At 52.1% G+C, this 21,594-nt stretch carries 24 protein-coding genes; 13 read left to right on the top strand and 11 right to left on the bottom strand.

All coding sequences use genetic code 11. From position 1 onward, the window contains the following. Positions 1–53: 53 nt before the first annotated feature. Complete coding sequence (gene azuC, locus F8561_RS21490) at positions 54–137, bottom strand: stress response protein AzuC (RefSeq protein WP_014832437.1); 84 nt, start codon at positions 135–137, stop codon at positions 54–56. 150 nt (positions 138–287) lie between these two features. Further along, complete coding sequence (locus tag F8561_RS21485) at positions 288–926, bottom strand: RpiB/LacA/LacB family sugar-phosphate isomerase (RefSeq protein ID WP_020883367.1); 639 nt, start codon at positions 924–926, stop codon at positions 288–290. Between the two features lie 247 nt (positions 927–1,173). Here F8561_RS21485 and F8561_RS21480 point away from each other — a divergent pair, with 247 nt between their 5' ends. From F8561_RS21480 to ftnA, 3 genes are all read left to right on the top strand, one after another. Next, positions 1,174–3,327: an HD domain-containing phosphohydrolase gene (locus F8561_RS21480; RefSeq protein WP_226778098.1), complete on the top strand. Its 2,154-nt coding sequence runs from the start codon at positions 1,174–1,176 to the stop codon at positions 3,325–3,327. Between the two features lie 103 nt (positions 3,328–3,430). Further along, on the top strand, positions 3,431–3,769 hold the full coding sequence (gene yecR / locus F8561_RS21475; RefSeq protein ID WP_020883365.1) for a YecR family lipoprotein: 339 nt from the start codon (positions 3,431–3,433) through the stop codon (positions 3,767–3,769). A 201-nt stretch (positions 3,770–3,970) separates the two neighbouring features. Continuing rightward, positions 3,971–4,468, top strand: a complete 498-nt coding sequence (gene ftnA / locus F8561_RS21470; RefSeq protein ID WP_014170693.1) for a non-heme ferritin — start codon at positions 3,971–3,973, stop codon at positions 4,466–4,468. A 53-nt stretch (positions 4,469–4,521) separates the two neighbouring features. Here the strand turns inward: ftnA and F8561_RS21465 are convergent, their stop codons facing one another. Next, entirely contained in the window at positions 4,522–4,863 is a 342-nt protein-coding gene (locus F8561_RS21465) for a hypothetical protein (protein ID WP_032678445.1), read from the bottom strand. Between the two features lie 247 nt (positions 4,864–5,110). Between F8561_RS21465 and tyrP the strand changes: the two genes are divergently transcribed. Beyond that, a complete protein-coding gene (tyrP, locus tag F8561_RS21460) occupies positions 5,111–6,322 on the top strand; it encodes a tyrosine transporter TyrP (protein ID WP_151712426.1) in 1,212 nt (403 codons plus the stop codon). Positions 6,323–6,353: 31 nt separating this feature from the next. Here the strand turns inward: tyrP and F8561_RS21455 are convergent, their stop codons facing one another. Further along, entirely contained in the window at positions 6,354–7,022 is a 669-nt protein-coding gene (locus F8561_RS21455; RefSeq protein WP_020883362.1) for a YecA family protein, read from the bottom strand. A 425-nt stretch (positions 7,023–7,447) separates the two neighbouring features. On the opposite strand from F8561_RS21455, the gene F8561_RS21450 reads away from it, so the two are divergent. The 5 genes from F8561_RS21450 to F8561_RS21430 all read left to right on the top strand — a co-directional run bounded on the left by F8561_RS21450 (position 7,448) and on the right by F8561_RS21430 (position 12,455). After that, positions 7,448–8,569, top strand: a complete 1,122-nt coding sequence (locus F8561_RS21450; protein ID WP_020883361.1) for a branched-chain amino acid ABC transporter substrate-binding protein — start codon at positions 7,448–7,450, stop codon at positions 8,567–8,569. A gap of 100 nt (positions 8,570–8,669) precedes the next feature. After that, positions 8,670–9,584 carry an ABC transporter permease subunit gene (locus F8561_RS21445; protein ID WP_025203827.1) on the top strand — a complete coding sequence of 305 codons (915 nt, stop codon included), beginning with the start codon at positions 8,670–8,672 and terminating at the stop codon, positions 9,582–9,584. Positions 9,585–9,595: 11 nt separating this feature from the next. Then, a complete protein-coding gene (livM, locus tag F8561_RS21440) occupies positions 9,596–10,870 on the top strand; it encodes a high-affinity branched-chain amino acid ABC transporter permease LivM (protein ID WP_020883360.1) in 1,275 nt (424 codons plus the stop codon). Beyond that, positions 10,867–11,742 (top strand): ABC transporter ATP-binding protein, encoded by an 876-nt coding sequence (locus F8561_RS21435; protein ID WP_151887924.1) that lies wholly within the window; start codon positions 10,867–10,869, stop codon positions 11,740–11,742. Before livM ends, F8561_RS21435 begins: the two co-directional genes overlap by 4 nt. After that, positions 11,739–12,455 (top strand): ABC transporter ATP-binding protein, encoded by a 717-nt coding sequence (locus tag F8561_RS21430; protein WP_151887923.1) that lies wholly within the window; start codon positions 11,739–11,741, stop codon positions 12,453–12,455. The genes F8561_RS21435 and F8561_RS21430 overlap by 4 nt, the downstream gene beginning before the upstream one ends. 103 nt (positions 12,456–12,558) lie before the next feature. Here the strand turns inward: F8561_RS21430 and cspF are convergent, their stop codons facing one another. After that, positions 12,559–12,771: a cold shock-like protein CspF gene (gene cspF, locus F8561_RS21425; RefSeq protein WP_025203826.1), complete on the bottom strand. Its 213-nt coding sequence runs from the start codon at positions 12,769–12,771 to the stop codon at positions 12,559–12,561. Positions 12,772–13,056: 285 nt separating this feature from the next. On the opposite strand from cspF, the gene F8561_RS21420 reads away from it, so the two are divergent. After that, entirely contained in the window at positions 13,057–13,275 is a 219-nt protein-coding gene (locus F8561_RS21420; protein WP_014170702.1) for a cold shock domain-containing protein, read from the top strand. Positions 13,276–13,572: 297 nt separating this feature from the next. Here F8561_RS21420 and F8561_RS24495 read toward each other — a convergent pair whose 3' ends face one another. Further along, complete coding sequence (locus tag F8561_RS24495) at positions 13,573–13,737, bottom strand: YnfU family zinc-binding protein (protein ID WP_214579409.1); 165 nt, start codon at positions 13,735–13,737, stop codon at positions 13,573–13,575. Positions 13,738–13,868: 131 nt separating this feature from the next. Here F8561_RS24495 and F8561_RS24490 point away from each other — a divergent pair, with 131 nt between their 5' ends. Together F8561_RS24490 and F8561_RS21410 are read left to right on the top strand one after the other, a co-directional pair. Beyond that, positions 13,869–14,063: a hypothetical protein gene (locus F8561_RS24490; RefSeq protein WP_032669962.1), complete on the top strand. Its 195-nt coding sequence runs from the start codon at positions 13,869–13,871 to the stop codon at positions 14,061–14,063. Between the two features lie 57 nt (positions 14,064–14,120). Continuing rightward, positions 14,121–14,348 carry a hypothetical protein gene (locus F8561_RS21410; RefSeq protein ID WP_014170703.1) on the top strand — a complete coding sequence of 76 codons (228 nt, stop codon included), beginning with the start codon at positions 14,121–14,123 and terminating at the stop codon, positions 14,346–14,348. Positions 14,349–14,539: 191 nt separating this feature from the next. Here the strand turns inward: F8561_RS21410 and fucR are convergent, their stop codons facing one another. The 5 genes from fucR to fucP all read right to left on the bottom strand — a co-directional run bounded on the left by fucR (position 14,540) and on the right by fucP (position 20,386). Next, a complete protein-coding gene (fucR, locus tag F8561_RS21405) occupies positions 14,540–15,268 on the bottom strand; it encodes an L-fucose operon activator (protein ID WP_032678450.1) in 729 nt (242 codons plus the stop codon). A 56-nt stretch (positions 15,269–15,324) separates the two neighbouring features. Further along, complete coding sequence (gene fucU / locus F8561_RS21400) at positions 15,325–15,747, bottom strand: L-fucose mutarotase (RefSeq protein WP_151887922.1); 423 nt, start codon at positions 15,745–15,747, stop codon at positions 15,325–15,327. Position 15,748: 1 nt separating this feature from the next. Then, positions 15,749–17,167, bottom strand: coding sequence for an L-fuculokinase (fucK, locus tag F8561_RS21395; RefSeq protein WP_151887921.1), 1,419 nt, complete (start codon positions 17,165–17,167; stop codon positions 15,749–15,751). A 102-nt stretch (positions 17,168–17,269) separates the two neighbouring features. After that, on the bottom strand, positions 17,270–19,045 hold the full coding sequence (gene fucI, locus F8561_RS21390) for an L-fucose isomerase (protein WP_151887920.1): 1,776 nt from the start codon (positions 19,043–19,045) through the stop codon (positions 17,270–17,272). A gap of 30 nt (positions 19,046–19,075) precedes the next feature. Beyond that, the gene (gene fucP / locus F8561_RS21385; RefSeq protein WP_151887919.1) at positions 19,076–20,386 is read right to left on the bottom strand and encodes an L-fucose:H+ symporter permease; all 1,311 of its coding nucleotides are present in this window, start codon (positions 20,384–20,386) and stop codon (positions 19,076–19,078) included. 543 nt (positions 20,387–20,929) lie between these two features. Between fucP and fucA the strand changes: the two genes are divergently transcribed. After that, on the top strand, positions 20,930–21,577 hold the full coding sequence (gene fucA / locus F8561_RS21380; protein WP_020883353.1) for an L-fuculose-phosphate aldolase: 648 nt from the start codon (positions 20,930–20,932) through the stop codon (positions 21,575–21,577). The last annotated feature ends 17 nt before the right edge of the window (positions 21,578–21,594 follow it).

Here is a 21,594-nt window from a genome sequence, read left to right as displayed (position 1 = left end):
TCCCTCTCGTCGCTTACGGGCACAAAAAAACCCGCCGAAGCAGGTTTTTTTCATCAGAACATTGCGCCCGGTGGCACGTCTTTGAAAGTGTTGCAGTAGTTAGCCCACATACTTTTCAGGATCTTGCGAAGTTTCATCAGGTAGCTCCATTAACTTGTTATACAACTTTATCGTCAATGTGCTTATAATATGACCATCGTCACAAAAATCAATATTTTTGTGACGCAAATCACAATTTCATGCTTCCTGCCAAACCTGAAAAGTGGGGCTCACGGCACCTGAAAGCGTCAGCCTACGATCCCGCGAACAAAAGCTTCGATCTCTTTGTCCTGGCAATTCTCAAAGAAGCACTGCTGGAAACGCTGACCCGAAACGGCCGTCTTCACCAGCTCGGGATCGATTGCGCGCAGCGTATCCAGATAGTTCTCTTTCACGACCGCCGCTTTAACCTGGTTCAGAATACCGGCGTTACGCACCTGCGGCTCTTTGCGCTCGGGCGGATAACCTTCACCGTTTCGACCCGTGAACGCTTTTTCAAAGATAAACCGAACGTTCAGTTCAGCCCCCCAACCGAAGCCTTTGGCAAACGGCAGGGAGAGCGCGTTACCGTTGTTGATCTGAGCAAACAGGAACGCATCCGCAGGATCAATGCAATAGCCGCAGATAACACCCGGGTGGATGTTCAGCGACATCAATGCTCCCTGCCCCGTACCGCAGCCGGTCACAACAAAATCAACGGCTTTCGCATTCAGTAAAATGCTCGCCATAATCCCCAGATGGATATAGGTCAGGTGATGGTCATTCTCGTCGCTCATGCCCACGTTATAAACCGGGAACCCTTTTTCATCGGCTACCGTTTTCAACTCTTTCAGTATCACCGGGTTTTTCGCGGCCTGGCTGTTTTCCATCATCAGTGCAATTTTCATTTCATCTCTCCTGAATGCGTGGCGGGAGATCCCGCTATGGATACCTTTACCTGTTCACCCTACTATCAAACAAACAACCTTTCAAATTAAATGAAAGGTTGTTTTAAAAAACAAAGACGGGTTCACAATTTAGCGAGAATGAGACCGTACGCCAAACGTGCATTAAAAAGTTAAAGCAAACCTGTTGCCGCTTCAGCCCGTTAGCTAGACTGCAAAAGTACACGCTAAAATCGTATGGGGTTGACCTGTGAATCAGCGCTGCCGGATGCTTCGCTCCCTCTTTCTACTCGCGTTGACGGGTCTGTTGCTTGCTTGCCCCCCTGCCCGGGCAGAAGAGCCTGTACCGGTCTGGATCTTTGATGCTAACAACTTCGAATCCTGGCGCACACCGCAAGGAGAGTGGCAGGGTTTTTATCCTGAACTGATTAAGGCCATCAATAAACAGGCGGGTACGCAGCTGCAGCTGCGGCCGCTCTCCGGTGCCGATATTAGCCAGCGTTTTGCACAAAATGAGTATGGCGTGTATGCCGGGGTATTGCGCACGGAGAAGCGAGCCAGAACCAAAATTCTCTCAGCACGTTTGTTTGATAACGACGTGGTGGCCGCCAGTCCATCGATGACGGTGACAACTGCCGAACAGCTCAGCCATGCCCGGGTGCTGTTCCGTAAAGATGACGCGACGCTCGACAGTGTGCAACAACGTTATCCCGACCTTAAATTTCGTTCTCTGCGCCTCGTCGCCACCAGCGACGAGGCTTTTCGCTTACTGAGCGACAACCAGGCTGATTTCTATATTAATGACGCTCCGGAGATGGAGAATACCCAGCGCTATTATCTGGTCTCCCGGCCCTTTCCTGAGCTACGCATTCCTGTCGTCCTCGCCTTCAGTCCTGACCTGCTTCCCCTGCGGGATAAAATCAATGCGCTGATTGGCACCTGGTATCGCAACGGCGAAATCAACACGATGCTGGAGGAGAGCAAGCGCAATTACCTGCTAAGCCGTATCACCCTGTCAGAGGAGGAGCGAACCTGGATCGCGCATAATCGCCTGCAGATCAACCTGCCCAAAAACGAGAATTTTGCCCCGCTTATCTGGCGGGACAGCAAGGGCTACCACGGCACAGCCATTGATATGATTAACGACATGCGCGATTTACTGGGCATGAAGGTTGATGTCAATTTTATCGATCACTATTCGAGTCTTCCGCGACAGCAGTGGGCGGTTCGATTGATTGATATCGTTGATCGAAGCGACAGTGCGCATGCACAGGGCCGTATCGGCCCCGACATCGCCTGGCACAACGCCTATTACAATCGCAGCAGTCAGCCCTTCTTGTGGAACGAAGAGAGTATTCGCAGCCAGCGCGTCGGCGTACTCGACGGTTCGTTTGCCGCAGCCTATTTACGCCAGCGTTTTGGCAGCGATGTGATTATCGTGACCCGGCCAACCATTGACGGTCTTATCGACGCGATTGAGAACGATGAGATTGACTATATTCTGGGCGACCTCAGTTCGCTGGAGTCCACGCTTCGCGGCAACGAGTTGTTTCGCGGGGTGCTGAAAGTCGCGGGGGTCACCCGCTCTGAGTTTATTATTGGCCCGTGGGTGGATCCGCAGCATCCGCTCTTTCATCTGCTGACTCAGGTTCATCGCCTGTCAGAATACCGCACGCAAATAGAACGTCAGGATGAGCAGAGTTACTTACCCGATTTTTCTAAAAACACGCTGAAGATTATCAGCGTGATTTTGCTGATCGTGGCCCTGTTCAGCATCGGTATGCTGATCATGATGCGTCGCCATTTACGCCAGAACCGGATGGTTAACCGCAATATGGTGCAGGCGCTGGAGAAGGTAAACCGCGCGCACGATGACGAGACCGGCAGCCATATTCAGCGCGTCGCCCGATATTGCGGCTTGATGGCGCGTGAGCTGGGGCTTTCGCGCAAAAAGACCCGTGAGATAGAACATTTTGCCTCACTTCACGATGTCGGAAAAATTGCCGTGCCGGAGCGTATTCTGCGTAAGCAAGGCCCGCTGACCCAGGACGAGTTTGCCGAGATGAAACTTCATACCGTGAAAGGGTGGCGGATTATTCAGGGCTTAGAGCTGGGCGCAGTTGCGGAGAATATTATCCATTTCCATCATGAAAAATGGGATGGCAGCGGATATCCGCAGGGGCTGCGGGGAGAACAGATTCCGCTGGAAGCCCGCATTCTGGCGCTGGCCGATGTGTATGATGCCCTGCGGCAAAAGCGGGTCTATAAGCCGGGATTCACACACGAGCAAGCTTGCAAAATCATTCTGGAGGGTGACGGCCGCCATTTTGACCCGCAGCTTATTGCGCTGTTTCGCCTGCATCATCTTAAGTTTAAAACCATTTTTGACAGCCTGGCCGACTAAACGGCCCGTCGCAAAGAGAAAGCGCAGATTGCCCGGCTATTCCTCGCATTGCGACTCACATCTGCAGGTACGATAACGTATTTCCACTCACTCAGAGCGAACCATGAAAAGAGTCTTCGTCGCCGGTACGATCCTGCTGCTGGCGGGCTGTAACATTAATCGCCAGGCTGAGGTCAGCACCCTGGACGCGCCAAATGGCATCGTCCGCCTCGACTACGGGCAAGCAATGCTGCAAAACGCCTATTCCGATGAGTATGTTAATAACGGCACCGCAGCTAAAGCGTGTCAGAGCATGGGGTATGCCACCGCCTCTGCCTATGGCCAGCCCATTAAAACCTGCACCCTGACCAGCGGCTCTCTGTGTCTCAATGAGAGCGTGACGATCCAGTATAAATGCATGGGCTTTGCCGTAAACCCTAAGGCAAATAACCCGTGGTATTAATCTGTGCTGCCAGTATTGACTGGCAGTGTATTTCATTACGAACAAAAACAATTCTCATTAATAAAATATAAATCGGCAATGCGTTTTATTCCCATTCGTATTTTAAATAAAGAAATAATTATTTTACGTTTTGCAAATAATTAAATAACAAATTATAGTGTCGCTCATTGTGAACCAGAATTAATAACCCGGAGCGTCACCATGCTGAAAACTGAAATGATCGACAAGCTCAATGCGCAAATGAACCTTGAGCTTTTTTCATCCCTTCTCTACCAGCAGATGAGCGCCTGGTGCAGCTACCACAGTTTTGAAGGCGCTGCCGCCTTCCTGCGCCGCCACGCGCAGGAAGAGATGACCCACATGCAGCGTCTGTTTGATTATCTGACTGACACGGGCAGCCTGCCGCGCATCGATAACGTTGCGTCCCCGTTTGCCGAGTATAATTCGCTTGATGAGCTGTTCCGTGCGACCTATGAGCACGAGCAGCTGATTACGCAAAAAATTAACGAACTGGTTCATGCGGCAATGATCGGCCAGGATTATCCGACCTTTAATTTCCTGCAGTGGTACGTGGCAGAGCAACACGAAGAAGAGAAACTGTTTAAATCCGTGCTGGATAAATTGTCTCTGGTGGGGAAAACAGGCGAAGGTCTTTACTTTATCGATAAAGAACTTTCTACCCTCGATACACAGAAATAATATTGCTGCGGTGCTGTTTTCAGCGCCGCACTTTTTATTCTTCGCGCACAGATTTACATACACCCCGCACAGCTTGTACACCGCCAGTCCTGCGCATTGACCGCCTGGTAAAAATACCGGTAGTTAGCCGTCTCCAGCGGAATACCGGCATCAAAAAAAACATCTGTCAGCCAGTCTACGTTTTCGATGATCCACTCATCTTCTTTTAGCCCCTGCGCAAAGGTGTCGTCCTCAGGATCGATGATCGAATAAATGGCCCAGGTGCCCATATCCTTTTCACGACGCGATTCAGGAAGCTGCAGGGCCTGGTTCTGCCAGCTGATTATCCAGTGACCATGGCACAGTAAATTACCGCCCCGGCTCCACGCCGCGGTAAAGGGATTATTTCCCGCCATCTGCCCTCACTTTATTTGAAAACTTATAGTTATTGTTTAAATTACGCCTGATTTTTCGGCAAAAATAGTGCCCTTACGAAGTAGGTATCCCCTCCCAAAGGGGCAGGTGCGGGTAAATTACTTAAAGTCGAAAAATATCGTAAATAATTCATTACACCAACTGTAACGGTCATTTGACGAAGCGGGGCTTTTCCCTTACTCTGCGCCGCAGAATTTGTCGCGATTACGAATCGTTGTAGAGGAATGCGTGAAAAACAGAACCCTGGGAAGTATTTTTATCGTCGCCGGAACGACGATTGGCGCAGGAATGCTGGCGATGCCTCTGGCTGCCGCAGGCGTTGGATTTGGAGTGACACTGCTGCTCCTTGGCACACTCTGGGCGTTGATGTGCTACACCGCCCTGCTGTTGCTTGAGGTTTATCAGCATGTGCCCGCGGATACCGGCCTGGGTTCTCTTGCGGCACGCTACCTGGGACGCTATGGCCAGTGGATAACCGGCTTTAGCATGATGTTCCTGATGTACGCCCTGACCGCGGCCTATATCAGCGGCGCCGGCGAGTTAATCGCCTCCAGCGTTAACGACTGGTTCGACGCTGACATCACGCCTTCAACGGGCGTTATCTTCTTTGCGCTTATTGGCGGGGGGGTGGTCTGTGTGGGGACTTCGCTGGTCGATCTGTTTAACCGTTTTCTGTTCAGCGCCAAAATACTGTTCCTGATTGTGATGCTGGTTCTGCTGGCACCGCATGTTCACAAGGTTAATCTGCTGACGCTGCCGCTGGAAAAAGGGCTGGCGCTGTCCGCGATCCCGGTTATTTTCACTTCGTTTGGCTTCCACGGTAGCGTGCCCAGCATCGTGAGCTATATGAACGGCGATATCCGCAAGCTACGCCGCGTCTTTATGGTGGGGAGCGCCATCCCGCTGATTGCCTATATTTTCTGGCAACTGGTGACGCTGGGGAGCATTGACGCGTCGACCTTTACAGGGCTGATGGCGGAACACGCTGGCCTGAACGGTTTTCTGCTGGCACTGCGCGAGGTTGTCACCTCCCCGCACGTTGAGCTGGCGGTCCATCTGTTTGCCGACCTGGCGCTGGCCACCTCATTCCTGGGCGTGGCGCTCGGCCTGTTTGATTACCTGGCCGATCTGTTCCAGCGTCGTAATACTGCCGCAGGACGCTTACAGACAGGGGCAGTCACCTTCCTGCCTCCTCTGGCGTTCGCGCTGTTTTACCCGCGTGGGTTCGTGATGGCGCTGGGGTATGCAGGTGTGGCGTTATCCGTGCTGGCCCTGCTGCTCCCTTCCCTGCTGGCCTGGAAGAGCCGCCAGCAGCATCCTCAGCAAGGGTACCGCGTCATGGGCGGCAAACCGCTGCTGTGCATGGTGTTTGCCTGCGGAGTGATGATTATTCTGGTGCAGTGCTTGATCGCCGCAGGGATGCTACCGGAAGTGGGTTAACAAAAAAGGGGCTGAAATCAGCCCCTTTTTATTAGTGCAAACAGCAGCTCTTAAACTTCTTCCCGCTGCCGCACGGACACGGATCGTTACGCCCGACCTTTGTGCCGTTAACAATCGGTTTTTTTGCTTCTGGCTGCTGTGGGTTGTCCACCCAGTAATTGTACAAACGCAGTGCCGCAGGCTGAATGCTCTCAATGCTGGCTTTATATTCGTCTTCGCTCAGCTCATCCAGCTTCTCGCTGTTCTCGTCTGTACCGTGCAGCGCAATCGCATCAAGATCGGCCTTCAGCGCTTCCGGTAAGGCTGACCAGTCCGTCAGCGCCACACCGCGCATATAGCCATAACACCACTCTTCAACAACGGTATAGCTCTCGCCGTCGACATCGTTGTAACCAAACATCGGCTCAAACTGATCCGGGTATTCGCTCAGGCGCTCAGCAATGTCGTTCATATGCTTAAAGCAGAGATCGATAAAACGGTGCATTTCACGATCGTTTTTCCAGCGCGGAATGTATTTCTCGCCACCCCACACGGCCACCAGCCAGGTATCTGGCTCAACGACAACAGGGCCGGAAAGGACTGCGGTAAGCATGCCGTCCAGTTCAGACACGTCAATCACGGACGCATCGTCATGACCGTAAGACATTAATGTCTCTTCCAGCCACGCCATTTCGCTTTCATTCAATGGGCCTTCAGTCATCGCTGACACTCCTGATAAAAAAGGAAAAGATCCTGACACATATCTCACGGCTTTCCTATCTGAAGTTTAGGTCTTTATTGCTGCAAAAACGTGCAAATCGTGACCATTGCACAACTTATGGGCTTTGTTGTTAACGATATGTGATCTCCGCTGTAATTTCATCGCGTCCCACAAGGTGCCATATCACCGCACTCTATACTCAAACATGTCACAACCCGCTCAATGGGTTAACCATTCTGGCAACGATTTTGCTTAATGTTCTTCGCGCGAACCTGCGCAGGGAAACCTCGCCGTATTACGCAGGCGTTGTCTGGATCTTGTTCGTTTAGTGCATTTTGTTCTTGCTCGTGTTTTTGGATTGGCTGCGCCGTCGGCGTCCGGGTTTACGCCGTGGTGCAAAAACCTCTTTGCTAAGGAACATAATAATGTCGCTGAAATTTATCAGAACTCCCCTTTCTCTCGTGCTGGCCGGTTGTCTGGTGACGGCATTTTCTGCGCATGCAGATATTGTCATTGGTGTGGCCGGGCCGTTTACCGGCCCAAACGCCACCTATGGCGATCAGTACTGGCACGGTGCAACGCAGGCCGCTGAAGACATTAACGCCGCAGGCGGCATTAACGGCGAGAAGATTAAGCTGGTTCAGGGGGATGATGCCTGCGAGCCGAAACAAGCCGTGGCCGTCGCCAACCGCCTGGTCGACCAGGATAAAGTCAACGCGGTGGTCGGCCATTTCTGCTCCTCTTCCACAATGCCTGCCTCCGAGGTGTACAGCGACGCGGGGATCCTTGCCATTACCCCCGGCTCCACCAACCCGCTCATTACCGAACGAGGCATGACCGATATGTTCCGCATGTGTGGTCGCGATGACCAGCAGGGCCAGGTCGCCAGCGATTTCATTATCGATAAGCTGAAAGCCAAACGTGTGGTCATCATCCATGACAAAGACACCTACGGTCAGGGGCTGGCAGACGCCACCAAAGCTGCGCTGGCGAAGCGCGGGGTTCAGGATGTGATGTATGAGGGCTTATCCCGTGGTGAGAAAGACTTTAACGCGCTGGTGACAAAAATCGGCGCGCAAAAGCCGGATGTGGTGTTCTTCGGCGGTTGTCACCCTGAAGCCGGCCCGCTGGTTCGCCAGATGCGTGAACAGGGCGTACAGGCGAAATTCTTCTCCGGCGACTGTATCGTCAACGAAGAGATGGTGACCGCGGCGGGTGGGCCACAATATACCAAGGGGATTTATATGACCTTTGGTAAGGACCCGCGGCTGATCCCGGATGGGAAAGCGGTCATTGAGAAATTCCGCGCCGGTAAATTCGAGCCTGAAGGTTACACCCTCTACTCTTATGCCTCCGTTCAGGCCATTGCTGCGGCCTTCAAGGCCACGGGCGGTAAAGACTCGGCCAAAGCCAGCGAATGGCTGAAAGCCAATGCCGTCGACACGGTTATGGGCAAAAAAGCCTGGGACAGCAAAGGCGATCTGAAAGTGTCTGACTACGTGGTGTATCAGTGGGACGATAACGGAAAATATAAGGAAGTTCAGTAACGGGACGGAGTCACGCTCAACGCCGGCAGGTTCGCCTGTCGGCGCGTAATAAACATCAGGCTGCGCGTGCCGCGCAGCTTAAAATAACGAGCGCGCTATGATGAGTACATTCTTCCTGCAACAGTTAATAAATGGCTTAACGCTGGGCTCCGTCTATGGATTAATCGCCATCGGCTACACCATGGTGTATGGCATCATTGGTATGATTAATTTCGCCCACGGCGAAGTGTATATGATCTCCGCCTACCTCTGCGCCATTGGCCTGGCGCTGCTCTCCTTCTTCGGCCTGCAGTCGTTCCCGTTGCTTATCCTCGGTACGCTGATCTTCACGATTGTGGTGACCGGTGTTTACGGCTGGACTATCGAGCGCATTGCCTATAAGCCGCTACGCAACTCTACCCGTCTGGCACCGCTTATCTCCGCCATCGGGATGTCTCTGATTTTGCAAAACTACGCGCAGCTGAGCCAGGGGCCACGTCAGCAAGGGGTGCCCACGATGCTGGATGGCGTACTTCGCCTGCATATTGGTGAGGGATTCGTTCAGATAACCTACACCAAAGTGTTTATTCTGGTTGCCTCGTTCGCCGGCATGCTGTTGCTGACATGGATAATCAACAATACCCGGCTTGGGCGGATGTGCCGTGCGGTGCAGCAGGACCGCAAAATGGCCTCCATTCTGGGCATTAACACCGACAGAATCATTTCGCTGGTCTTTGTGATTGGCGCGGCGATGGCCGGTCTGGCGGGTGTGCTCATCACCATGAATTACGGCACCTTCGATTTCTACGTCGGATTTGTCATTGGCATCAAGGCGTTTACCGCAGCGGTGCTCGGCGGGATTGGCTCCCTGCCCGGTGCGATGCTCGGCGGGTTGATTCTGGGCGTCGCCGAGGCGCAATTTTCCGGCATGGTGAACTCAGATTATAAAGATGTGTTCTCGTTTGGCTTGCTGGTCTTGATCCTGATTTTTCGTCCTCAGGGTCTGCTTGGCCGCCCGATTGTCGCCAAAGTGTGAAGGAGAATACGATGACCTCTCACGGCTTTTCGCTTAAGCGCTGCATTCTGGACGCCATTTTTTCCGGGCTGATTGCGTTAATAATTTTTGGCCCGATTGCCGGCGTGGTGCTGGACGGATACAGCTTTAATTTCGCCGGACAGCGGCTCGCATGGATAGTCGGCATCGTGATGCTGGGCCGTTTTCTGCTGAGCGCTTTTTTAGGCACCGCTCCGGGTGCACGTTTCCAGGCACGTTTTGAAGCCGACAGCGCGGGGGTTTATGTCCGGCCGCCGGAATACAAAAGCCGCATGCGCTGGATAATCCCGCTGATTATCGCCCTTGCGATCTGCTTTCCCTTTGTTGCCACCAAGTACGTTCTCACCGTCGCCATTCTTGGGCTTATCTACGTGCTTCTCGGTCTCGGGCTGAATATTGTGGTCGGTCTGGCCGGGCTTCTGGATCTCGGTTATGTCGCTTTTTATGCCATCGGCGCTTACGGGCTGGCGCTGGGGTATCAGTATCTGGGATTAGGATTCTGGAGCATGCTGCCGCTGGCGGCAATTATGGCTGCCGCGGCCGGCGCCCTGCTCGGCTTTCCGGTGCTGCGCATGCACGGTGATTACCTGGCGATCGTCACGCTTGGCTTTGGGGAGATTATTCGCCTGATCCTCAACAACTGGCTGACCTTCACCGGTGGCCCGAACGGCGTTTCTGCCCCACCTCCCACCTTTTTCGGACTGGAGTTTGGCCGCCGTGCCAAAGAAGGAGGCGTGCCCTTTCACGAATTTTTCCATCTGACCTACAACCCGAACATGAAGTTTATCTTTATCTATACGGTCCTGTTCCTGGTGGTGATGCTGGTGCTGTATATCAAGCATCGTCTGACGCGGATGCCGATTGGTCGGGCATGGGAAGCCCTGCGGGAGGATGAAATCGCCTGTCGCTCAATGGGATTAAATCATGTGCTGGTCAAGCTCTCGGCCTTTACGCTGGGTGCGTCGACTGCCGGCATCGCCGGGGTGTTTTTTGCCACTTATCAGGGCTTTGTCAACCCGACATCGTTTACCTTTTTTGAATCGGCGCTGATCCTGGCGATTGTGGTGCTCGGCGGTATGGGCTCAACGCTTGGCGTGGTGCTGGCGGCGTTTGTGCTCACGGTGACGCCGGAGCTGCTGCGCAGTTTTGCCGAGTACCGGGTTTTGCTGTTTGGCATGCTGATGGTGGTGATGATGATCTGGCGTCCACGCGGGTTGATCCGCATTAACCGCAGCGGGTTTGCCGTGCGTAAGGGCGTAGCGCCATGAACGGAACGATATTAAGCGTTGAACATCTGATGATGCATTTCGGCGGGATCAAGGCGTTAAACGACGTCAACCTGGACGTGCAGCGCGGTTCAATTACTGCGCTTATTGGCCCAAACGGCGCGGGAAAAACCACCGTCTTCAACTGCCTGACCGGTTTCTATAAGGCTTCCGGCGGCAATATTTTCTTCAATACGCGCAATAAGACGACCAACGTCATTCAGATCCTCGGGCAAAAATTCCAGCCAGGAGACTGGATCCACCCTGCGCAGTTTGGGCAACGCCTGTTCTACAAAATGTTCGGCGGCACTCACCTGGTGAACCGCGCCGGACTTGCGCGCACCTTTCAAAATATTCGTCTTTTTCGCGAGATGTCGGTCGTGGAAAACCTGCTCGTGGCCCAGCACATGCGCGTCAATCGCAACCTGCTGGCCGGCGTATTCAATACATCAGCGTACCGACGGGCGGAAAACGACGCGCTGGACAGGGCCTTTTACTGGCTGGAGGTGGTCGATCTTGTGGAGTGCGCCAACCGCCTGGCGGGCGAGATGTCGTACGGGCAACAGCGGCGCCTGGAGATCGCGCGGGCCATGTGCACCGGCCCGGAAATGATCTGTCTGGATGAACCCGCCGCCGGGCTGAACCCGGTAGAGACACATAAGCTGAGTAACATTATTCGTTTTCTGCGCGACAACCACGGCATAACGGTATTACTGATTGAGCACGACATGGGGATGGTGATGGAAATATCGGACGACATTATTGTGCTCGACCATGGCGATGTGATTGCCCGGGGGAAGCCTGAGCAGATCCAGCATGACGAAAAGGTGATTGCCGCCTATCTGGGCACCGATGAAAGCGAGGTCACTCTATGAATGAGCCGCTGCTGTCATTTCGCGAGGTGGATGTGTTCTATGGCGTGATTCAGGCGCTGAAGCAGGTATCCCTCGAAGTGCATAAAGGGGAAACGGTGGCGCTTATCGGCGCGAATGGCGCGGGTAAATCGACATTGCTGATGTCTATTTTTGGCCAACCGCGTATTCGTAACGGGCAAATCCTGTTTTGCGGCGAAGACATCAGCCATAAATCTACCCACTATGTGGCCTCCGGCGGCATAGCGCAGGCACCCGAGGGGCGGCGTATTTTTCCGGATATGACGGTTGAAGAGAACCTGCTGATGGGGACCATTCCTGTCGGCAATCAATTTGCCGCCAACGATATGCAGAGCATGTTTGAGCTGTTCCCGCGCCTCAAAGAACGCCGTAAACAGCGAGCCATGACCATGTCCGGCGGAGAACAGCAAATGCTTGCCATCGCCCGCGCGCTAATGAGCCGCCCTAAACTGCTACTGCTGGATGAACCCAGCCTGGGTCTGGCGCCCATAGTGGTTAAGCAGATCTTCCAGACGCTGCGCGAGCTGGCTCGCAACGGCATGACCATTTTTCTGGTAGAGCAAAATGCACATCATGCTCTGAAGCTTTCTGACCGTGGCTACGTCATGGTCAACGGGCAAATTCGCCTCAGCGGCAGCGGCGAGGAGTTGCTGGGAAACCAGGAGGTAAGAAAAGCCTATTTAGGCGGGGTGTAATTCATACGCGTGTCATACGCATGTCGCGCATAACTGTAAATATATGTCAGGCGATGCGACGCGGGTGATTCAATATACCGCTATTAACATCTTCGCTGATTATTTATGAAAGATAGACATTTGCGGCCATCGGTCCGCTGAGTCCGTTGATACGACAGAACTCAACGCGAATCCCGGGAAGGAGCGTTTCTTTTTCGTTGTTATTAAAGGCTGAAATGTGGAGAAAAACGTCCTTTCGACCATCTGAAGGGATGATTAGGCCTTTGCCACTGTGCATATCAAAACTTTTGACAATTCCTGTCATTTTACGAGACAAATAAGATCCTCTTAGAAAACATGCATTAACTATACACACAAATTAATTTTAAGCTAATGCAGCGTGACACTTTTTATGTGAGCCTTCCGGAAGGCTAAAATAAAAATTGCTAATTCTCCCGCCTCATGCATTAATGAAGTCGTTGGTTTAATCCACACACGAGCGTAAAAAATTTTACCCGGCAGTCCTCATAACCAGGCGCTATCGCTGATATCCCCTCCTTTTGAGTCCATACGTTTAATATTATACGTTTCTTAGCATTTCAAATACTCACAAGGAGTCTGCATGTCTTCAAGAATTATAGGTTTGGTTAAGTGGTTTAACGAAGATAAAGGTTTCGGTTTTATCTCTCCTGTCGATGGTAGCAAAGATGTGTTTGTGCACTTTTCTGCTCTGCAGGGTGATGATTTTAAAACTCTCTTTGAAGGCCAGAAGGTCGAATTTGCTATCCAGAGTGGCGAAAAAGGCCCTGCTGCGGCAAGCGTAATACTTTGCGATAGATAAAGTTATCACGGACCCGCGATCACGATGATGGATTTTTCCTGAGTAGACGGGTCCTGGATTAGAAGGCTTTTTCTGAGCAACAGGTCAGCATATTTTTCTCGTAGAAAGAGTGTGCTGACCGATGTGATGAAGTGCAGGTCTGCTGCACGAAGAGTCTTAAAGCAGTAGCGAGCTGCTTGTAAAATATCAAAGTGCGTAAGAGGTCAGGCAACCTCCAAAAGCATCACTTCTTCAATGTTGCTTTGCCAAATGAGATCGTCTGTAAAGACGCAAATTCATCATCTGGCAAATGCATTTTTAGAATTTTTGAGCGGTTTTGAAAAGAGTGCTGCAGTGTGGGCAAACAAGTTGAGCCCCTTTTTGTACACGGCTGAAACTATGCTCAGAGTCTTTTGAACAGTTTGGACATGGACATTTTACTAAGTAATTGCGACGGAATTGTGTATTTTTACGTCCTGACATAGGCATCTCCTGATTTAAACGACTGTCACCATACACGTTCACGAAGATGATTGCTTGCTTTTATTTCCGAATGATTGCAAAAACCAAAGAAAGTACAAATGCAACGCTTTTTCGAAAATTAAATACCGCTAATGTTAAAAAAGGTAAATGATATCAACTTAAATATTCACTTCAGATGCCCATGTTGTCATGGCTCCCAATACAGAACGTCGATTTTTGATGTGTCTGAAAAAAATCCGTATGGCGCTAAATGCATTTTCTGCAAATCGACGATGACATTCGCAGACAGACCTGACAGCCAGACAAAAATTTTCGCGCCGTCCTGATTCCCCTCGCCTTCATAGAGAAGGTGCTTAAGCAGATAACGACCAACAAGGTGAGATATGAAGAAAGTCATCGTCTTTTTCAATGGTAAACCGAGCAATGTTGTCACCGTGCTTAAGGGTATTACATCCATACGGCAGGAATATCCGAATGGTGAAGCGATAAACCTGCAGATAATGTCCGCAGGTTTTCCTTCTCTGACCGGCGATCATGAAGTGGTTTATGTGGCGTCGGACAGGGAGCTGACTTCTCAGGAAATTCTGGATGCGGCTAAGAAATATTTATAATTATTCTGAATGTATGGCTGTTATTGTAGATGCCCTTGTTTAAGGGTAATCCCCTTCTTATTTGTGCTGCTAACATCTTTTGTTTACCCTCCCCGCGTTAAAAATCTTATACGGAATGAATAATACGTTAACGCTATCGCGAACAAACACATCCCTAATAGACTTAATTGCGTCATAATGTGTCAGGTGGCTTATTGTCTCAGCCCTGATTCATTCAGTTGTGTGTCAGACACAATATGCGTTACCTCATCCAGGTGCCCAATTCTGGCCTCCCCTGAACGATTAAACTTACTCTTATCTATCAACAATAAAGACTGAGAAGCGCGCTTGAGTAGCAGCGATTTGAAGCCAGCGTTGACCCTGTTGGAATCCCACAACCCTCCATGACTGTCTATCCCTTCGCAGGAGAAGATAAACAGGTCGATGTCCAGCAGTTTGAGTTGTGAAATCAACGAGGGGTTAACGTAGCAGCCATACTTACGCTCAAGTTTACCGCCGGAGCTAATAAGTTGAATCTGTTCACGTTTGCCCAGTTCCAGGCAGATGGGGTGACTGTTAGTAAAGACCTGAATATCGATGTCAGGCAGTTGACGCGCTAGATACCAGCAGGTTGAGCTGGCATCCAGAGCAATGACCATCCCGGCTTCAATCCACTCCAGCGCCTCTCTGGCGATATCCGCTTTATGCGTGAAGTGGCTCTTAAGGCGAATATGAAAAGGATCGCCGCTGTCCTGGTTTTCTCGGTGAATATATTTCGCCCGCCCGTGGTTGCGCAGCACTTTTCCCTGCGCCTGCAGTTCGCTGAGATCGCGGCGAATGGTCTCTTTACTGACGTTAAGCTGGGTGGATAAAACGTCCGTCGTCAGACTATGATGCTGAATCAACAGGTCGATTATCGTTTGCTGACGTGCCTCTTTCATTTTTTCTCACCCATCATTCGATACACGCCCGCGCTGGCGGGCGCACCGGCATGAGATTACGGCGTTACCCCCTTTTTTAAAAGAATATTCCCGTATTTAGCACACTCCCCTGTGACAACGATCGCAAAGGATTTTTTGGCACGTGTGTAAAACGCATAGCGGTCAATGCGGGTAATTGCCGGACAGGGTGCCTGACGTGAAAGCGCATCGCGATAGCGAGCCTCAACACGGGGATCGAGGGAGTCACCCTCAACTGCAGCCATCATCACCAGTGGCGGCGCGTAGCTGTCGAGCTCAAACAGCGGGATAATCGCATGCAGCAATTCGCTGACCTTTAGCCCATCGGCGCGTATAACCTGCGGTCCCATACTGTGGGCGGGGAAATGGGCATCAGAAAAAATAATCTCATCGCCGTGGCCCATTTCGGCCAGGACTTTCAGTAGTTCAGGTGATATTAACGGTGAAATCGTTTTTAACATCTCAAACTCCCTCGATCGGTGCAGATTCGGTTTCCCGAAAGAAGTAGCGGTACTGATAATGCATCTGCGCTCTGGCGTGTTCCGGGCTCGTAAATTCTCCGACCCCGTACCAGCCAAACAGGGCTGCCCCCGCGACAGTGGTTTCTGCATCATCAAGTACCTTGATGGGGATGCCGAGCATATTGGCTTTGATCTGGTTCCACAGCATGTTACGGCTGCCACCGCCGACCAGCAGCAGTTCAGTCGCGTTGAAGTGACCAATCTTTTCCAGCGTGCGCAGATTCTGCGCCAGCTGCCCGGTGAGGCCCTCCAGCGCAGCGCGATAAAAATGACCGCGTGTGGTGTTGAGTGTGACGCCCTCCCAGCCCGCATGCTGACAGCCGAGGAGATCACAGTGCATTTTCACCCCTTCGGACCCCATGGGTATGCGGCGGGCTGTCTCAATCAGCGTTTGCCAGGGCGTCTCTTCGGTCCAAAGCAGTTTACGTACCCATTCAAGTACGCCCGATGCCAGCCACTGCATGCCAGGGTTATACAGCCCTGGCTGGCTGTCCAGTTCGCAGGTAGAACCGACGTAGCGACTGAGCAGCGGCGTGTTGACCTGCGCACTGCGCACCATCAGGATCTCCCATGTTCCCGAGGAGAGGACGGGTTCATCCGCCGCGGCACCTGCACCAAACAGCGCAAACTGGGTATCGTGTCCGGCGGAAATCACCGGGATACCGGCGGGTAGGTCAAGCCATTGGGCAGCATCAGACTGTAAATTACCGACGAGCTCACCGGCTTCCACCAGACGTGGGAAGAGCCGACGCGGCAAACCCGCCGCCTGCAAAATTTCATGGCTGAAATCGCGCTGTTGAATATCCAGCATCTGGCTGGTCCCTGCCATAGTAACGTCGGTGGTGAATTCGCCGGTCAGACGGTGGTTAATCAGCGACGAGATAAACAGCCAGGCGTGTGCCTGTTCCAACAGCTGCGGGTGATTTTCTTTTAGCCACACCAGCTTATACAGCGTATTGAAGCCAAATGCCCCCACGCCGGAAATGTCCTGAAGCCGCTGAGGTGACAGCAAGCGGTCAATATTTTTCATGACTTCGATGGTGCGTGGGCATTTCCAGCTGATGATTGGGTAGAGCAGCCTGCCGTGCTCATCGACCAGCGCGCCATCAACGCCGAAGGTGGTCACCGTGACGCCGCGAACGCGACAGTTTGCCAGACTCGTCTTCAGCGAGCGGCAACAGTCCGCGAAGCGTTGCATAATGGCATCGAGAGACCACTGGTGCCAGGCGCTATTTTCTATGGCGATGTCGCTGGCATTTGCCGTAGCAGCACGGGCGATAATTTTGCCCTGCCGGTCAACGGCAATGGCCCGGATATTGGTCGCTCCGCAGTCGAGAACCAGAATAACCTCTTGTTTCATAGCAACTCCTGAAACGTCGCCGGCTAACGTGTCGCTTATCCGGCCTGCAATTCGGTGTTTTACAGGCCCGGTAAACATACGCTACCGGGCAAAGACGTTTACTCAACGTTTGTACAGCGGGCCATAGTTTTGACAGGCGCGGTAATCCTGGCCTTCGCTATCCATGCCGTGCGCAGCCCAGGCGGAAGGACGATAGACCTTCGACTCTTCCACGTTATGCATGCAGACCGGAATTCGCAGCATTGATGCCAGGGTGATGAAATCAGCGCCGACGTGGCCGATGGTCAGCACGCCATGGTTTGCCCCCCAGTTCGCCATCACGGAATAAACGTCGGTAAAGGGACCTTTACCCGTCAGACGTGGTGCAAACCAGGTGGTCGGCCAGGTTGAGTTGGTACGGGCGTCAAGCTGATCGTGCATCTCTTTCGGCAGTTCCACGCTCCAGCCTTCTGCAATCTGCAGAACCGGGCCAAGACCTTTGATGATATTCACGCGGGTCATGGTGAACGGCACGCCACCTTCGGTCAGGAAGCGAGAAGAGAAACCGCCGCCGCGGAAATATTCATGTATCGCCGGACACCATTCGGTGGCCGCCAGGCAGGCATCAACCTCCTGCTGGCTAATGTCCCAGAATGGCTTCATCGTTGGATTGCCATCGCTGCCACGCTGTTTGCATGAGCCATCGAGAGCCGCAGAGCCGGAGTTGATCAGGTGGATAATACCCTTCTCAGCCAGACCGCTGAGCGGTTGACCGGTCACGCGCGCTACCGCTTCTGGAGACCAGTAGGTGCGCACGTCGGCGAACACCTGTGCTGTGCCGGTCAACTGGTGGCCCATTAGCATCGCCACGCCGTTGAGGCTGTCATTTTCGGTCGCGACGACAAAGGGTTCACGCACGCCATTCCAGTCAAAGGAACTGTTAAGCAACGCTTCGGCGGTATCGCCGTTCGGGTATTGATCGGTCCAGTGACGCTGGCCCTGGAAGCCTGCCGCAATGGCGTTGTAGCCCAGCGATTCTTCCACCCGCCCTTTTTCCGCCAGTGCTGGGTTGCCCTGCATCATGTCGCGGATACACATCGCCATCAGCAGGCTCTCTTTCAGCACCTCACGGTTTTGCGCTTCGTTACGCTTATACTGCTGCGCGTTCTGGTCTTCGCCGTAGCGGAAGTTTTTGTCCGCCCAGGCCAGCGCCATTTCCAGTTCGGTTTCATCGAAGATTTTCTGATCAATGCGGCGGCGCAGTTCAGTCATATCAACTGCCTGTACCTTCATCCCCAGCCAGGATTCGAAGAAGTTAGGGTCGACGATGGAACCGGCAATCCCCATCGACACCCACCCAATGGAGAGATAGCTTTTCCCTTTCATACTGGCGACGGCTAAACCGGCACGCGCAAAGCGCAGCAGTTTTTCCTCAACATCTTCGGGAATCGAGGTGTCGTCGGCGTCCTGGACATCATGACCATAAATAGAGAATGCCGGAATCCCTTTCTGGCTGTGTGCAGCCAGCGCGGCGGCCAGATAAACGGCACCCGGACGTTCAGTCCCGTTAAAACCCCAGATGGCTTTCGGACGCATGGGGTCCATATCGATCGTTTCGCTCCCGTAGCACCAGCACGGCGTCACGGTGATGGTCACGCCGACGTTCTGGCTGCTGAATTTTTCTTCACAGGCGGCAGATTCGGCCATCCCCGCAATGCAACCGTCAGCAATGACGCATTCAATTTGCTCGCCGTTGGGGTGACGAAGCTTTTCAGTGAGCAGCGCGGCGGTGGCGTTGGCCATATTCAGGGTTTGCTCCTCCAGAGACTCACGAACCCCCATACGACGACCATCAATCACCGGACGGATACCTATTTTCGGTAAGCTGATTTTTTTCATGACAGATCCCTCACGTTTTCGGATACAGGTTTAATTCGTTGCCGCTTGCGAACGGAAACGGGCAAAGATGAAGATGACGGCAAAACACACTGCCGGAACCAGTTCTGCTGTTGGGATATTGCCTGCAGCATCGCTGACAAAGCCCATGACCGGCGTCACAATCCCGCCGCCGATAATGGTCATGACGATGAATGACGAGCCGTATTTGGTGTCCTGACCCAGGTTCTTAATCCCAAGGGAGAAAATGGTTGGATACTGAATAGACATAAATGCACTGCACAGCGTTAGGGCCAGTAGACCGAAATGGCCGCCGAATACGGCGGAGACCAGGCATAGCACCATGGCAAGCAGGGCATAAGCGGCCAGTACTTTATGCGGTGCGAAGCGGCTGATTAGCCATGTACCGGTAAAACGACCGATGAAGAAGCACACCATGGTGCCGGTCAGGTAGTTGGCGGCGAAACCTGGCGTCATACCGGGGATCTCTTCAATAGCGTACCGGATCAGATAGCTCCAGCAGGCAGTTTGCGCGCCGACATAGCAGAATTGCGCCAGCACCGCCCAGCGCCAGTGGCGAATCCGGACCAGACGGGAAAGAGAGGCAGAAAATGTGCTTTGTGTGCCGTCGCCGTGATTATCGCTCTGAAGGACCGGAAATTTGGTCAACATAATCAGCAGGGCGACCAACAATACAATTGCCACGATAATCATATAAGGCGTTTGTACGGATAACACCAGGCTATGCTTATAAATGCTTAGCTGTTCTGGCGTCATTTTATCGAGTACCGCCTGAGAGTGATGCGGCACGTGAGACAAAATTAGGCTTTGTCCAAACACAACGGCAATAATCGCGCCAAAAGAATTAAAAGTTTGCGCCAGATTAAGACGGAAATGACCACCACTATCTGGCCCCAGCACTGTCACAAAGGGGTTAGCAGCAGTTTCAAGGCAACCTAACCCCGCCGCTATAATAAAAAGACCGACTAGAAACAATGTATAATTCATTAACTCAGCCGCAGGCCAGAATAATGCAGCACCAATGGCATATAAAAACAACCCGGTAATAATACCTGCCTTATAGCTGAGTTTTTTCATCAGTATCCCGGCAGGCACTGGAATGACAAAGTAGCCGAAATAGAACGCAGATTGTATCAGGCCAGCCTGGAAGTTTGTCAGGGTAAAGGCTTGCTGAAACTGGGGGAGTAAAATGTCATTCAGGTTATTAGCGACTGCCCAAAGAAAAAACAGTGAGCAGAGTAACGCGAAAGGAATAATGTAACGCTGGGCTTGCCCGGCATTGACCGCACGAAAACTCTGCGTTGGTATTGTTGTATTTCCCATAACACCCTCGTTAGTCAGAAGCGTCAGAATGTGACTTTCCTTTCTTGCCAGACGGTAAAAATAAAAAGGTGCTTTACTCTTACTGACGCGAATCTGGCGATCGGAATGATCTCGTGAATGCATTTTCATGTAAAAAAGGGGGGCGAATATGATGACAATCACATTTAACGGCAACGCGATATCTTTATGTGATCGTTATCACTTTAAATTTAATAAAAACAACCCCCATCGGGGAAAATAAACATGAAAAACCACAACCCCAGTGACCGATTTAATGCATTACTCCGGAAACGGGCATTTTCACAGTAAAAATCATCAAAACGACTGTTTGAATAAAAATCTTCTGAATCGGTCATTTTTACCGAAATGAATTAATCGAATAAGGATCAATTCCCGACTATTAATTGACGGCGATCACAAAGTGCAACCACCGGAATTCTTTTAGCGTTATTCCCTATAAAGATGGTGCGCAAATATACGGTTAATTCATCAGGACAACAGGCTTGTTCTGCTGGTGCTTTAGATCATCAAGAGAGGTAACAAATGGAACGAAATAGACTGGCGCGGCAGATTATTGATACCTGCCTGGAAATGACCCGCCTGGGGTTAAATCAGGGCACGGCTGGCAACGTCAGCGTGCGCTATCAGGACGGGATATTGATAACGCCAACGGGGATCCCCTATGAAAAACTGACGGAGTCACACATCGTTTATATTGATGCCGACGGTCAGCATGAACAGGGCAAATTGCCTTCCAGCGAGTGGCGTTTCCATATGGCCGCGTACCAGACGCGCCCGGATGCGCAGGCGGTGGTGCATAACCATGCGGTGCACTGTACCGCCGTGTCTATTCTTAACCGCCCTATCCCGGCCATTCATTACATGATTGCCGCCGCAGGCGGTAATTCCATACCCTGCGCGCCATATGCCACATTTGGGACACGCGAGCTGTCCGATTATGTCGCCTTTGCCCTCAGGAACCGCAAAGCAACGCTGTTACAGCACCACGGCTTAATTGCCTGTGAAGCAAATCTGGAAAAAGCCCTGTGGCTGGCGCATGAAGTTGAAGTACTGGCACAACTGTACCTTTGCACGCTGGCAATAACGGATCCGGTCCCGGTACTGGATGACGATGCTATCGCCATTGTACTGGAAAAATTCAAAACCTACGGACTGCGCATTGAAGAATGACATCACATAGCAAACAG

Origin of the sequence: Enterobacter sp. 198 (assembly GCF_009025585.1) — a bacterium.
Lineage (GTDB): Bacteria > Pseudomonadota > Gammaproteobacteria > Enterobacterales > Enterobacteriaceae > Enterobacter > Enterobacter ludwigii.
This window is presented reverse-complemented; position numbering and strand designations above follow the sequence as displayed.

Bases quoted from the DNA above. Each gene is read 5' to 3' on its own strand.
- F8561_RS21430 (WP_151887923.1), top strand. From the start codon at position 11,739: ATGAATGAGCCGCTGCTGTCATTTCGCGAGGTGGATGTGTTCTATGGC.
- F8561_RS21465 (WP_032678445.1), bottom strand. From the start codon at position 4,863: ATGGCGGGAAATAATCCCTTTACCGCGGCGTGGAGCCGGGGCGGTAAT.
- F8561_RS21435 (WP_151887924.1), top strand. From the start codon at position 10,867: ATGAACGGAACGATATTAAGCGTTGAACATCTGATGATGCATTTCGGC.
- azuC (WP_014832437.1), bottom strand. From the start codon at position 137: ATGAAACTTCGCAAGATCCTGAAAAGTATGTGGGCTAACTACTGCAAC.
- fucP (WP_151887919.1), bottom strand. From the start codon at position 20,386: ATGGGAAATACAACAATACCAACGCAGAGTTTTCGTGCGGTCAATGCC.
- ftnA (WP_014170693.1), top strand. From the start codon at position 3,971: ATGCTGAAAACTGAAATGATCGACAAGCTCAATGCGCAAATGAACCTT.
- F8561_RS24495 (WP_214579409.1), bottom strand. From the start codon at position 13,737: ATGTCAGGACGTAAAAATACACAATTCCGTCGCAATTACTTAGTAAAA.
- F8561_RS21445 (WP_025203827.1), top strand. From the start codon at position 8,670: ATGAGTACATTCTTCCTGCAACAGTTAATAAATGGCTTAACGCTGGGC.
- F8561_RS21420 (WP_014170702.1), top strand. From the start codon at position 13,057: ATGTCTTCAAGAATTATAGGTTTGGTTAAGTGGTTTAACGAAGATAAA.
- F8561_RS21410 (WP_014170703.1), top strand. From the start codon at position 14,121: ATGAAGAAAGTCATCGTCTTTTTCAATGGTAAACCGAGCAATGTTGTC.
- fucA (WP_020883353.1), top strand. From the start codon at position 20,930: ATGGAACGAAATAGACTGGCGCGGCAGATTATTGATACCTGCCTGGAA.
- livM (WP_020883360.1), top strand. From the start codon at position 9,596: ATGACCTCTCACGGCTTTTCGCTTAAGCGCTGCATTCTGGACGCCATT.
- fucU (WP_151887922.1), bottom strand. From the start codon at position 15,747: ATGTTAAAAACGATTTCACCGTTAATATCACCTGAACTACTGAAAGTC.
- F8561_RS21485 (WP_020883367.1), bottom strand. From the start codon at position 926: ATGAAAATTGCACTGATGATGGAAAACAGCCAGGCCGCGAAAAACCCG.
- F8561_RS21455 (WP_020883362.1), bottom strand. From the start codon at position 7,022: ATGACTGAAGGCCCATTGAATGAAAGCGAAATGGCGTGGCTGGAAGAG.
- fucR (WP_032678450.1), bottom strand. From the start codon at position 15,268: ATGAAAGAGGCACGTCAGCAAACGATAATCGACCTGTTGATTCAGCAT.
- fucK (WP_151887921.1), bottom strand. From the start codon at position 17,167: ATGAAACAAGAGGTTATTCTGGTTCTCGACTGCGGAGCGACCAATATC.
- fucI (WP_151887920.1), bottom strand. From the start codon at position 19,045: ATGAAAAAAATCAGCTTACCGAAAATAGGTATCCGTCCGGTGATTGAT.
- F8561_RS24490 (WP_032669962.1), top strand. From the start codon at position 13,869: ATGTTAAAAAAGGTAAATGATATCAACTTAAATATTCACTTCAGATGC.
- F8561_RS21450 (WP_020883361.1), top strand. From the start codon at position 7,448: ATGTCGCTGAAATTTATCAGAACTCCCCTTTCTCTCGTGCTGGCCGGT.
- yecR (WP_020883365.1), top strand. From the start codon at position 3,431: ATGAAAAGAGTCTTCGTCGCCGGTACGATCCTGCTGCTGGCGGGCTGT.